Source organism: Paenibacillus apis (assembly GCF_018333295.1).
GTDB lineage: Bacteria > Bacillota > Bacilli > Paenibacillales > Paenibacillaceae > Fontibacillus > Fontibacillus antibioticophila.
This window is the reverse complement of the sequence record NZ_BORS01000006.1, coordinates 62,984-76,295: the sequence shown is the minus strand read 5'-3', so window position 1 is coordinate 76,295 and position 13,312 is coordinate 62,984. Positions and strand designations below refer to the sequence as shown.

Below are 13,312 nucleotides of genomic sequence, written 5' to 3'. Positions count from 1 at the left end.
TTTCGTCCACAGGCTTATGATCTTAACAGGGCACAAATTAGTCTGCATTAATATTTGTTGTCCTAGACTTCTCCCAAACAACACTGGCTCCGATTGTCTCACTGATAAAACGAAGTGGTATTTACATGCCCCCCTCAAGTACATTCATCTTTTCTACAGAAGAGCGACAAATTTCACTGTTTAATAAGCCTTATATTTTCCATAAAACTACTAAACTATTAAAGTATAATATAGGATGTAAAGATCAATAGAGAGGATGCGAGAATATGAAGAAGTTTAGTAAAATTTGTAAAATCTACTGTTGTACTGTGTACTGCATTTCTGGTCATCAGGTACGCAGGGGCAGCACCCGCAACTGAATTGTCACAGGATCAAAAGGACGCTTACTACAAGCAGTATGTTGAAACTGTTAAAAAAGTTGTTTCAGAACATCCTGGTGTTTCACTTGAAGATTGAGTTGATCCTGCGATTTTCAAGAAAATTGCATAAGAATGAGCTTCCGCTAAATTAGTTGTCACTGATAAAAAAAAGGGTTTTCATTGATGTCCACCGCTTCTGCTTCAAAGACAGCTACATTGAATTCAAACGGTGCAAGTGTAACTTAAACAATTATTGGTTCTTTTGAGACTTCACTGGCTGGCGGTAGACAGGTGTTTACGGGAATAAATTCAATTACTTCGTCTACTAATAAAGGCTCTTGTAACCAAACTGGCTACGAATATGATCTCTTCGATGCAAGTCGTACCTATGGCGCAGCTACGGATATCCAACCTGTTAGCAGCGCTCCACCTTCCGAATGGTTACCTGCGGAAAGTTCACCTCCGTGTAGCCTTACAATTCTTTGTGAAATGGTCAAGCCTAATCCGCTACCTCCAGTTGAACGATTTCTAGATGCTTCACCACGATATAGAGGTTCAAAAACTCGATGTAGTTCTTCCGAGGAGAAGCCCGGGCCTGTATCACGGATCATAAACTTTATTTTGTTACCTTCTTTATAACATTGAACAACAATTTCACCATACGAGGGTGTGTGTCTGACGGCATTATCCAACAAATTGTTCATCGCTCGTTCCAATAAATGCACATCACCGTTAATGAAGCAGTCGTCTTCAATATGGGTCGAAATCGAGATGTTCTTTTGGCGAGCTAGCGGACTTAAACTGTCAATCGATTTCAGGATGATGAGTTTAAAATCAATCTTCTGATTATGAAGATCCATCTGCACATGCTCCATCTTTGTAAATGTGAAAAGGTCCTCTACCAACCGGTCCAATTGCGCCGATTTTTCCTTACAAACGGCCAAATATTTGGTTATTTTATCCGGGGATTGGGCAATGCCTTGTTCCAGACCATCCAAGTAACCTCGTAAAGCGAACAACGGGGTACGCAAATCATGAGCGACAGCTGTAATGACGAATCGGCGCTCTTCTTCCAATTCTGCTTGTATTTGAAAAGCTTTTTGCATTCCATTCACCATCACTTCGAATGCATCGCGTACCTCAGAGATTTCGGTGATATAGGATCTAGGCAACTCTACGTCCCAATCTCCTGCAGCGATTTTTCTAGCTGCAAAGCTCATCTTTTCGAGAGGCTTAAGAAGAAACCTTCGCATTTCAACACCGACAATAAAAAAAGCTAACAATAGCCCGGTAAATATCGAAATGAACTTAGCCGCATTTGACTTCGGAAGATAAATAATGACCTTTCCAAGTAAATGACCGTCCTCTATAATGGAGAACCGTTCGGTAGAAGGCAATATGCCATGGCTCTGCGGATTAGAACGGTAAATTTCTTGATCTGATGCAGATAGAATAGCCGCTTCCATTTTCGCTTGTTGCAACTCATGATGCAATTGGTTTTGCCAATTCGGATCCCTCCAATTGTCCGAATTGGTTTCGATCAGCTGTACGATCTTCTCGATCCATTGTCCTTGCAGAATCTCGGCTTGAGCTCCGTTTTTTGCGAAGCTGAGCGTTTTTGTCTCTATGAAGTGTGTTGTCACATAAAAGATCCACGGCACTAACATTAAGAAAAAGAAAAGCAGTATAGTAAACGAACGAATACGAAGTGTTCTCATCTTAACCTCCCTCGAAGCGATACCCTATTCCCCATACGTTGACTAGGTATTGAGGATGGTTCGGATCGGATTCAATTTTTTCGCGAAGTCGACCGATGTGCACCCGAATCGTATGCCTGTCACCTACCCCATTCCAAAATTTCGAAAGTATCTGTTCATATGAAAAAACATGCCTAGGGTGTTCGGCAAATAATCGCAATAATTCATATTCCCTCGGGGTGAGCACTACACTCTTCCCATCCACGAATACTTCTCTTGTGGATAGATTTAGCTTGATGCGGCCAAAATCCAAGATTCTCTCACTCATTTGCAGTTGGGAAACAGAACGCCGTAGTACAGCTTTTATCCTGGCTACGATCTCGCCAGGTGAAGCGGTTTTTACGATATAATCATCGCCGCCGAGCGTCAAGCCACGAATCTTGTCTACATCGTCGCTGCGTGCGCTCAAGAAAAGGATCGGAACATTACTCTTCTCACGAATCCGGCGACATAACTCAAACCCGTTTTGCCCCGGCATCATGATGTCAAGAACAATACAATGAATGGAATTCCGCTCAAACAAAGTCCAAGCTTGAACAGAATCACAAGCGGTTATAACGCGAAAATTTTCATACTCTAAAAAGTCGCTCAATAGTTCGACAATGCTTTGATCATCGTCAACAACCAGTATGGTACTGATTTCACTCATGATATCCCACCTTTGAAAACTAGTTTATCATTTAACCCCATGCAACAAACAGAACCACCTAATTTGTGATGATTTGTTTATTGTTTTGTGACCTTTATACAACTTCATTTGAGATACTCGTTTGTTACGATACTTCTTGCCGAGTCGGACAGCAAATATCGCGAGTTAGGGCCCGTTCTACGCAAAAACGGATGAAGGAGGTTGACATAAACTTGGAATACGGAAGTTTCTCATTTTTTCCATTCGGTGCTCTATTTTGTCTTACACTTTTTTCTTTTATGGTAGTTCGAATTTATGCGATTAATCATCGCTACAGAGTTTCCAATCAAAAAGACCGTGACATCACATTGATTCTAAAAGGCCGGATGGCTAGTGGTGAGATCGACGAGAAGGAATATCACAGGCTGAAGGATCTTCTGACAAAATAATTTTTCCCTGATACGATCCGCAGGTTCGAGGATCAATCTACTGACTTTGAATATGAGGAGGTTTGTGGATGTTAACGGTTCAAGTCGTGCTTTTTGATGGCTTTGACCTTCTGGATGCCATTGCGCCTTACGAGGTTTTTTGTGCCGCGGCAATGTATGCTGAAAACGCGTTAAGCGTAGAATTCGTCACCGCTGAAGGGCCGAGAATCGTCACCAGCGGCATCAACGGGTTAAAAATTGAAGCGAGCGGCAGACTGAACCCGGAACGTACGGGCATCATTCTCGTACCTGGCGCGTCGGGTGACGTCGAAGGAGATGGGCCGAATTCGCCCCCAGCCATTCTGTCTCGGGCATTGAATACGGAATTGGCTGGATTGATTGAGCGAGCACTCGGGCAAAAAGACATCATCGTTGCCACGGTTTGCGGCGGTTCCCTGTTACTGGCCATGGGGGGGCTCTTGGAGGGCAGACCGGCGGTAACGCATCATCTGGGCATGAATGTACTTGGAGCAACCGGAGCCATTCCCGTCCCGGCACGCGTAGTGGATAGCGGCGATCTGGTTACTAGCGGCGGCGTTACTTCGGGACTCGATGTAGCGCTGTATCTGGTGGAACGCGAGCTTGGACCGCGTATCGCGCACGCGGTAGAGCAGCTGTTCGAATATGAACGGAGAGGAACGGTCTGGCGGGAAGAAGGAAGGGCGCCTAGCTCTCACAAGGCAGAGACCGACGAAGAAACGAACATCGCGACGAACAATACGGGGATGATTTATGATACCTCGGAAATCAAATTACCCGGAGAATCTGAATTCGACGGGGATTGGGATACGACAATTGCTACGCCTGTTGGGAAACTGGAGGTCAAGCTCTCCATTTCCATAAGGAATGGGTTGATCCAAGGCCAGGCCACACAAGGGGATGAGACGGTCGAGTTTATAAACCCCTTACTTCAGGACAATAAGCTTACCTGGTCGCTGCGCGTCACGAAACCTATGCGGTTAAATCTAAAATTCGAAGTTATCGTGCGTGGAGATGACATGATTGGATTTGCCAGGGCCGGCATACTGCCTGCATCCAAATTAACAGGCAAGCGTGTTACCTAACCCATAAATGCGAATTGGTCATAAAAATGAGGGGATGGATCGCATGAAGGAATGGAAAATAACATACGGACTTTTGGCCTGCATCAGTATTCTATTTATCCTTTACGCTTTGGTGGCCAATTTTATTATCGATCCTGGAGCCAAGGCGTTTTTAAGCCATAAAATCGGCCTGAAGCGCGAACTAAATCTTCCAGTCTGGATAAACGTTATGCACGTTCATGTTGCGTTTGCCTGCATCGCCATGGCGACGGGGTTGCTGAACTTCTCCAACCGCGTCTTTGAAAAAAGCCGCAAGCTCCACCGTATAAACGGCTACGTTTATTTAGTATCCGTCCTTCTTGTCGTGATTACTTCCGGATATATGGCTCCTTATGCTACTGGAGGAAAAATAAGCAGTATGGGGTTCAATGCTCTTAATATAATATGGCTGTTTATCACCATTATGGCGCTTGTACAAATCAAAAAGAAACGTATCATTCGGCACCGGAACTGGATGATCCGAAGTTACGCCTTTTGTTTTACGAACATGACAATTCATCTCATCACCTCCCTTTTTTATCAGGGATTTGGTCTCATTTACGCTACCAGCTATACAATTGGCGTTTACGGCTCTATTGTGCTGCTGTTGATCATTCCTAACATCATTATCAGAAATATCAATCGATCCAGAAAGGCAGTGTAGGATGAAAAAAATTATAGGAGTACTCATGTCGTTTGTACTAGTTCTATGTCTAGTTACCTCTACAGCAAGTGCGAATTCAAAAGAAAATAATGATCCATTCAAAGACAAAAGGATGCATGTTCAAATCGTCTTGTTCGATGGTTTCGATCTGCTGGACGCATTAGCACCATACGAAGTATTCGCTGCTGCGGGAATGTACTCAAAAGGAGCAGTTACTGTGGAATTGGTTTCCGCAGAAGGCAAGCGTTCTGTCCCGAGCGGTCTGAACGGGCCCGCTCTCGAAGCGCAAGCTGCATTAGACCCAAAGCGTCCGGGAATCATTTTGGTGCCTGGGGCTTCGGGCAAGCCAGCGGGAAATTCGGAAGATGCCATTCCAAATATATTAAAGAAGGCCATGAAGACAGGCTTGTCGGAAAAATTGAAACAAGCTTTTAACAATGAGGAAGTTATTGTAGCTACAGTATGCGGTGGTACACTACTGCCTGCGATGGGAGGTTTGTTGAAAGATAGACATGCGGTTACCAATCAAATAGGCATGGAAGCGTTAGGATCTCTCGGTGCAATTCCGATTGAAGCAAGAGTCGTTGAAGATGGTCCTCGCTTCGTAAGCGGGGGAGGCGTGACTTCGGGTCTTGATGTGGCCTTGTATTTGGTTGATCGTGAGTTAGGTCCCCAAATCGCAAATGCTGTAGAAAAGTTATTCGAGTACGAGAAAAGAGGCACTGTGTGGCGAGCGGAAGGCATTGCGCCGATCAATTTTAACGAAAACTAATACCGATCCGATAAGAGCAACAGCGGCAGACTAGGATGCAAAAGACCCTAGCCTGTCCGCTGTTGTTGGCTCGATCACATGCCAAAAGAATGCAACTGGCCTTGGTATGGCTAAATTTTCATGAGACTGACTTGCATCTTATACAAAACAAGGTTATCATAGATACATGAAGTCTTTAATTTGAAATGGAGGAGTACTATGAAAATTCACAAGCAACTGATTATGCGTTTGAGGTGATGTTCTATTTATTGGTTACTGGCAACAACGCCGGACAAGATTACTAGACCCATTTTATGACAAATTAAAGATATTATATATCCATAGTATATTTAATTGAAAGGAAGATCACGATGGCTATTCAACATGCGATAGATTCTACTTTTAAAGAGATGGTGCAAACGGAAGGTACAACAGTAGTGAATTTTTGGGCTGCTTGGTGCGGTCCATGCAGAGTGTTTGCACCTGTATTAGAGGAGTTTGAAAAGGAAGCAAATGATTCCATTAAAGTCGTTAAAGTTAATGTAGACGAAAATCCGGTAACCTCTTCACAATTTCAGATTATGAGCATACCGACAACCATTATATTCAAAGATGGACAGCCTCTATATAAAGAAATAGGCATATTGTCGAAAGGTGCCCTGCAGCAGCTTGTTGCCTCCAAATAAATCAACAAAAAAGGGGAGATTCTATTGACTTATGATTGTGCTATTATCGGCGGAGGCCCGGCAGGACTCAATGCGGCTCTGGTACTTGGGCGAGCCAGACGCAGTGTTGCGTTATTTGATAACAGCCAGCCCCGAAATGCGGTTACACATGCTTCTCATGGATTTATAACAAGAGACGGTGTGACACCAGCCGAGTTTAGACGTATTGCATATGAGGAGGTTCTGGGGTATCCCTCCGTTGAACTTTTACCTTGGGAGGTAACCGAGATTCACCGGAATGATCACAGGTTCGTCGTCGTGACGTCAACCGGAAAACAGATTGAAGCACGCAAATTACTGATCACCACGGGACTTAGGGAGATTTTCCCGGATATTCCAGGTTTACGTGATTGTTATGGAACAAGTTTGTTCAGTTGTCCCTACTGCGATGGTTGGGAGCTTCGAGATCAGCCGCTAATTGTTGTTTCCGAGAACTCTGGAGTGTTTCATATGGCCAAGCTGCTCTATACCTGGAGTAAAGATCTTGTGATTTGTACAAATGGGCATGCTGTTCTGGACAACGATCAAAAACAATTGTTGAAATCCAGAAACATCGAAGTGGTTGAACAAGCAGTAACGATGTTTATCGGTCATGAGGGGAAATTGCGGCAGGTGGAATTTGCGGATGGCACGCGAATCGAGAGAACGGGAGGATTCATTACACCGGAATGGAAACCGAAGGCGTCTTTTCAGGGTTCGCTTGGTTACGAGGTAAATGAGTTTGGCGGTATCGCCACAAATGAGTGGGGCAAAAGCTCGGTTCCAGGTGTGTATGCCGCCGGGGATGCAGCTTACGTAATGCCTTCCCAGTTGATTTTTGCTGCAGCAGGCGGAAGCAAAGCGGCGATTGGCATCAACATGGAGCTGACAGAAGAAGATTTCGTTTAGCTCTAAGTGGACATGTCCTTCTCTTGGGAAAAAAGTTTCTTAGAGAGAAGGACTTTTTTCAAAAGTCATAAGTGTAATGGCTACATATAACAGAAAGGGATGAAGAGGATGATGACGAACGATTTTTTTAATGATGCCGTTTGGGAAGCAGCTTGGAAGAATGATCCAGATACAGCGGTTAGCAAAATGAAAAAAGCTGGAATTGATCCAGCACATACTTTTGACCATAGGGCAAAGTCATTTAACGAGCAGGCGTTTAGCGAAGAAGGCAGGCGAAGAACAAAACGGATTATGAATTGGCTGGAAAGTCAGGGTGTGACATTTAAAGATATCTCCATATTAGACATTGGAGCGGCCTCAGGCGGATTTACAGTGCCATTTGCGGAGAGAGGGGCTAGTGTTACTTCTGTGGAGCCTAGTCTTCCATTAGTTGAGCTATTGAAAAGTAATATAACGGGATTAAAGAACGGGAATGTAGAGATTGTGGCTGAGCCTTTTGAAGACATTGATATTCAAGCAAAGGGGTGGGAAAAAGCCTTTGATTTCGTATTTGTCTCCATGTGCCCGGTTATTGTCGATTGGGACAGTGTGGAGAAAGTGCTGAGCTGCGCACGACAGTATTGCTATATCAGCCTGTCTGTCGGCTCCAGGGAGCACAGTCTGGTAAAAGAGATTTGGCCTTTGGTCACTGATCAGCCCATGAAAACGGAACATTTGGAAATGGCTTATTTGCTCCATTTACTGTATCTCAAAGGGTATTCCTATCAGTCGCTCGTAACCCGGGAAATGAAATCTACAGAAGTATCTAGAGACACGGCGCTCCAGGAGGTTATGGAATGGCTGAGAATTTTCGGTTTGACTGCGGACGACCAGAATAGGAAAATCATAGCCAATTATTTGGAACGGACCTATCCGACGGATAAGGTTGTCATCCAGCAGGGTGGGCGTTTTGGCAAGGTGCTTATTCAATTGAAGGATCAGAGCATGTACACCGGTGTCCAAGAATTTCCCCATAAGTAATTTCTTTAACTGTATAATGGATAAAAAATATCTGTAATATCTACAAACTGTTAAGGGATGATTATATTCATGGCATTTCTACACGCAACAGATTCTACATTTCATGGGCTGGTTCAGACAGAAGGAGTGGTCGTAGTAAATTGAGGAACGTTATGAAAAGAAAACCTGTAATCATTGTCGCATCTCTAATCGTCGCGAATTTTTTGGCACAACTCATGCAAACCATGCTGAACACGGCTTTGCCACAAATGATGCTTGACCTTGGAATCCAGGTCAATCGGGCGCAATGGCTGATCACCGTCTATCTTCTGGTTTCTGGAATTGTCATCCCTGTGACGGGATTCCTGATCGGAAAATACTCGACGAGAACCCTGTTTTTCGCATCCGCTGGGGCCTTTACGACAGGGACGCTAATTGCCGGCTTCTCCGTCGACTTCACATTGATCCTATGCGGACGAATTATTCAGGGGATTGGCGCCGGATTGCTGGTACCGGTGTTCCTGAATACGATTATCCTAGTGTTCCCAAAGGAAAAACTCGGGGCAGCGATGGGGCTGGCCAGTCTCATTGTGGGACTCGCCCCTGCACTGGGGCCGACGATTTCCGGCTTCGTGATTCAAAATCATTCTTGGAGAATCTTATTCTATGGGGTGGCGCCCATAGCGATCGCGAACCTGTTTGTCGCATATTATTGCTTGGAAAACGTTTGGGATACGCATAAAGCGAAATTGGACTGGAGATCTATTCTCTATTCGAGTTTGGGCTTCGGTTGTCTGTTGTATGGATTTAGCATCCTTAGCGATCAGGGAAAAGGGATTCAGCTTGCGCTGACCTTCCTTATCGTGGGATTCGCAGTGTCGTTTCTGTTTGTGAAGCGCCAATTCAAACTGGCCGTCCCTTTGCTTGATTTCAACGTATTTCGTTACCCGAGATTTACTTATGCATCGATTATAGGCGTAGTCCTGTTCATTGTGATGGCCGGGGTGGAACTGCTGCTCCCGATATATGCACAAAATGTCAGGGGACTACTGCCTAGAGAATCGGGGCTAATGTTGCTCCCAGGTGCATTGCTGATGGGGGTGTCCGGAGTGGTTTCGGGTAAAATCTACGACCGTTATGGCGGTCGCTATTTGATTCGGATTGGCTTCTTCGGGATAGCCGCCGTAACGGCCCTATTAACGATAGCGCTATCGATTCACGCTCCGTATGGTCTGTTGGTAGGGTTATATGCGTTGCTTATGACCGGGGTCGGTTTTATGATGACCCCAATTACTGCTTTTGCCATGGCAAGCTTGCCGAATTCGATGATGAATTACGCTTCGCCGATGACCACGGCCATACGTACATTGGGCATGTCAATGGGCGGGGCTCTGCTCATCACCTTGGTGACAATTACCGCAGATTACAGCTCATTATCTTTTCCGATCAATATGCATCAAGGAATTCAAGCCGCATTTTGGTCACTAGCCCTCGTTGCAGCGAGTGGTTTTCTTCTTACCTTCTTTGTTCCATATGGTAAAGGTTCAGTGGAATCGTAGGTCTTGGAGTGTTGCCAGTTACAACGAATAAAGGAGTAATAAGGGAGGCGATATTTGACATAAGCCAATATAAAAAGTTATTATGGGCACATAAAGTCCATAATTGAGGTGAACATCACGTTATGAAATTTTCTAAAGCGACAAACTATGCTCTTCATACTATGCTCTTTCTTGCCGCATTCCCGCCGAACAAACTTATCGGCGTACAGCAATTGGCGGAGAGACAAGAGGTTTCTCCAACGTATTTATCCAAAATCCTTACCAAGCTGGTCAAGGCAGGAATGATTGAATCGACTTCAGGAGCCAATGGTGGATATCGCTTAAAACGGAATTGGGAAGAAATCTCGTTTCTCGACGTGATTCATGCCATTGAAGGCTCCGCCTCCTTATTCGACTGCGAAATGAATCATGGATCAGAGTGTTTAGTTCAGAAGGTGATGGTATCGGCTGAAGAGAAAATGGAGGACTTTTTAAAAAAACAAAAATTATCTGAGATTGCTAAGAAATTGACGGTAGTTCTTTGAAGAAAAACTGTTTTTATGAGAATGGTTTATTTTATTAAACCGTTTGGGAAAAGTATGAAAGGAAGATATACAAACGGCATTGAACAAGATAGTGCTGCGTTAGATTGATACCATTGTCCTCTCGACCGCATCGATGTTCGCGAAGAAGAGCTCTCGATATAGCTTAATGGTGAATCGAGAGCTCTTCTTTTGCATATTCGGAAACTTGTCGAATGCAGGAGCCTGGAGGGTCTGGTTTAATTCGTGAAATGATGGGTCAGGAATCGGGATGATGGACTGAAAAATAAAGTATTAGACTAGGAAAAATAAGTTGTAGACTGTGAAATTAAGTTTTAGACTCACACGGTGGTGCTGAACGGGCAGTATAACACGACAAAGACTCTGTGGTGTATATAAGCTGGATGCTTATATGAATGGGCTGAAGAAAAAGGAAAATCTAAGCCAAGGGACTTATTCTAAACTGTCTGTTATTCCGTCAAGTAGGTTCAGCATTAGGCTTAGCAGCTGGCGGCCCTGCAGCAGCCGTGATTATTCCGGGTGGCGATTAGCTGCAACAAACAAACTTCCTGAGGAACGAAGCTCACTGCTCTGCTCTTCAGGAAGTTATTCAGCAGACAGTCCCCTCAGCTAGAGCCCAGTCAATGATCATTTATTCGTGAGGGCTAAGGGCTAACAAGCGTTTCAGGTTATCATCAATAAACAGATTATCCGCACTGTTGATTCCACGGCCGGCAAAATGGCCCCAGATGGACGGAATTGGCTTAAAGTCGGCATTAGGCATAAACTTGGCTTCGTATGCATTATCGTCGGCTGAGCAGAAGAGGTCCGTGCTCCCCGGCATGATGCAGGCTAGGGCTTTAATGCTTTTAAGCGCCTTCTCAAAATCCCCGTTGTATGAAGGGTTCGCACTAATATCTGCATGCTGGCCTGTCTCTAACATGGCCAGTACATTATGCGGATCCATCTTCATGAAGCTATGTTCCCAGACCTCGGTCACAAAGGCCTCCAAGGAGTCAAAGCCTAACTCCCGGTACAGCTCCTCCCTATAAAACGCCTGCGACAGTCCCCATCCGGCATAAACCCGGCCAACGGCGCGCATGTCTTCGGAAGTCAGCTGGTTTAGCTTGCTTGAATCAAAGCCTACTCCTGCCAGTAGCGCGGCCTTCAGACTGTCCAGCACCACAAAAGTATGAGGCCAAGTTTTGGCAATTCCCGCGAAAGGCGCAATTCGTTCCACCATCTCCGGGTAACTTGCCCCCCACTGAAAGGCTTGAATGCCGCCCATGGACCAGCCCACTACGAGTGCGATCTTTTGAATGCCAAATTGTTCGGTCACCAGCCGATGCTGGAAACTAACGTTGTCATAGAGGGTTACCTTGGGAAAATGAGCTCGGTCAAACGGAGGGGCTGTGTTGCTGGGAGATGAAGATAACCCGTTGCCCAGTAGATTGGGAACGATAATAAAATATTTGTCCGGATCCAGGGCCATTCCGCTGCCAATCAGCCATTCATTCTGAGTATGCTGGTCACCAAATGCAGTCGGATAGACGATAACATTATCTTTTTGTGCATTTAGTGTCCCATAAGTCTTATATGCTAGAAAAGCGTTCGGCAAAATCACTCCTGATTGCAAGGTGACATCACCCAAATTAAAAATTTCATAATCCATCCTAGAGGCCTCCCTTCTAAATGAAACCACATGTTCAAGGTCAGATGTGATTTCTTGTGTTTAGTATAGAGTCGTGATACTCTCAGAGAAAGTGAACACAATTCATAATAGTATTCAATAATTTTGAAGGTATGGGGGATCGATAAATGGAGCTGCGTCAACTGAATACGTTTTGTACGGTTGCATCAACCTTAAATTTCACTCGGGCCGCAGAGGTGCTGAACTACGTACCCTCTAACGTAACCATGCAAATAAAAGCCTTGGAGGAGGAGCTGGACGTTCGTCTCTTTGACCGCTTGGGCAAGCAGTTGGTTCTCACCGCAGCGGGTAAACGTTTTTTGATTCATGCCCGGAGCGTTCTGGACAAATTGGATGAAGCACGCAGCGTTGTTCATGATAACGAGTCTTTAAACGGTACTCTGACGATAAGTGCCAATGAGGTTATTTGCGCGTACCGGCTTCCTGCTGTCTTTCGGCGCTTTCGTTCGCAGCATCCCAGCGTTCGTCTGATCTTCCGCTCCGTTCCCAATCAAGAGCTCAAACAATCGCTTTTTGAGGGGAACTCAGATATCGTCTTCATGCTTGACGAGCCCATTCGCTCGAGCGGACTTGCCGTAGAACCGCTGCTGGAAGAAACCTTCCGCCTGTTTGCTGCTCCGGATCACCCGCTTGCTAGGCAAAAGGAGCTGCAACTGGAGGATTTTCACGGAGAAGTGTTCCTGACGAATGAAAAAGGCTGTCCTTATAGAACCATGTTTGACCGGTCATTTGAGAAAGAGGGCATTGACAGCATTACGTATTTAGAGTTTCAAAGTGCAGAAGCCATTAAACAATGCGCCATTTCGGGAATAGGTATAGCTTTTCTCCCAGAAATCGTAACGGAAGCCGAGGTAGAGCGCGGTGAACTTGTTGCCCTTCCCTGGCAAATTCCCGATCTGCATGTGTATACACAGATGTTGTGGCATAAAGACAAGTGGCTTTCACCCATCCTGTTGTCTTTCATAGAAGCGGCGAGAGAAGTTCTGACTTAACCCCCCTTTTTTTGTCGGGGATACAATCAAGGACTTTAGTTTTCACATGGGAGGAAATTGATGGATCTATAGCGTCTCACGCACCGGGAGCAACTGCTGTCGAAGTTGTAAAGTGTTGTAATGTCTGCAAGGAAGCTTCTGCGTTATATGGATGTAGAAGGAAAGAAGGCGGATTCGTATTTCGAACT

The 13,312-nt window shown here is 45.1% G+C and carries 12 protein-coding genes; 9 read left to right on the top strand and 3 right to left on the bottom strand.

The annotated features are described in order from the left end of the window. Positions 1-745 precede the first annotated feature (745 nt). A complete protein-coding gene (locus KI362_RS10075; RefSeq protein ID WP_068779962.1) occupies positions 746-2,077 on the bottom strand; it encodes a sensor histidine kinase in 1,332 nt (443 codons plus the stop codon). 1 nt (position 2,078) lies between these two features. Then, the gene (locus tag KI362_RS10070) at positions 2,079-2,765 is read right to left on the bottom strand and encodes a response regulator transcription factor (protein ID WP_068779963.1); all 687 of its coding nucleotides are present in this window, start codon (positions 2,763-2,765) and stop codon (positions 2,079-2,081) included. 496 nt (positions 2,766-3,261) lie between these two features. Between KI362_RS10070 and KI362_RS10065 the strand changes: the two genes are divergently transcribed. The 8 genes from KI362_RS10065 (at position 3,262) to KI362_RS10030 (ending at position 10,424) form a co-directional block, all read left to right on the top strand. Continuing rightward, a complete protein-coding gene (locus KI362_RS10065; RefSeq protein ID WP_213486903.1) occupies positions 3,262-4,296 on the top strand; it encodes a DJ-1/PfpI family protein in 1,035 nt (344 codons plus the stop codon). A gap of 43 nt (positions 4,297-4,339) precedes the next feature. Next, positions 4,340-4,978, top strand: coding sequence for a DUF2306 domain-containing protein (locus KI362_RS10060; protein WP_068779964.1), 639 nt, complete (start codon positions 4,340-4,342; stop codon positions 4,976-4,978). A 1-nt stretch (position 4,979) separates the two neighbouring features. Further along, a complete protein-coding gene (locus tag KI362_RS10055; RefSeq protein ID WP_068779965.1) occupies positions 4,980-5,750 on the top strand; it encodes a DJ-1/PfpI family protein in 771 nt (256 codons plus the stop codon). A gap of 350 nt (positions 5,751-6,100) precedes the next feature. Then, entirely contained in the window at positions 6,101-6,415 is a 315-nt protein-coding gene (trxA, locus tag KI362_RS10050) for a thioredoxin (RefSeq protein WP_301626941.1), read from the top strand. A 24-nt stretch (positions 6,416-6,439) separates the two neighbouring features. Next, positions 6,440-7,342 (top strand): NAD(P)/FAD-dependent oxidoreductase, encoded by a 903-nt coding sequence (locus tag KI362_RS10045; protein ID WP_068779967.1) that lies wholly within the window; start codon positions 6,440-6,442, stop codon positions 7,340-7,342. Between the two features lie 111 nt (positions 7,343-7,453). Next, positions 7,454-8,362, top strand: a complete 909-nt coding sequence (locus KI362_RS10040) for a class I SAM-dependent methyltransferase (RefSeq protein ID WP_028537997.1) — start codon at positions 7,454-7,456, stop codon at positions 8,360-8,362. A 152-nt stretch (positions 8,363-8,514) separates the two neighbouring features. Next, a complete protein-coding gene (locus KI362_RS10035; RefSeq protein ID WP_137669811.1) occupies positions 8,515-9,900 on the top strand; it encodes a DHA2 family efflux MFS transporter permease subunit in 1,386 nt (461 codons plus the stop codon). Positions 9,901-10,022: 122 nt separating this feature from the next. After that, positions 10,023-10,424, top strand: coding sequence for an Rrf2 family transcriptional regulator (locus KI362_RS10030; RefSeq protein WP_068779969.1), 402 nt, complete (start codon positions 10,023-10,025; stop codon positions 10,422-10,424). 649 nt (positions 10,425-11,073) lie between these two features. Here KI362_RS10030 and KI362_RS10025 read toward each other — a convergent pair. Beyond that, complete coding sequence (locus tag KI362_RS10025) at positions 11,074-12,093, bottom strand: alpha/beta fold hydrolase (protein ID WP_016312674.1); 1,020 nt, start codon at positions 12,091-12,093, stop codon at positions 11,074-11,076. Between the two features lie 146 nt (positions 12,094-12,239). Here KI362_RS10025 and KI362_RS10020 point away from each other — a divergent pair, with 146 nt between their 5' ends. Beyond that, the gene (locus KI362_RS10020; protein ID WP_028537996.1) at positions 12,240-13,124 is read left to right on the top strand and encodes a LysR family transcriptional regulator; all 885 of its coding nucleotides are present in this window, start codon (positions 12,240-12,242) and stop codon (positions 13,122-13,124) included. Positions 13,125-13,312 lie beyond the last annotated feature (188 nt).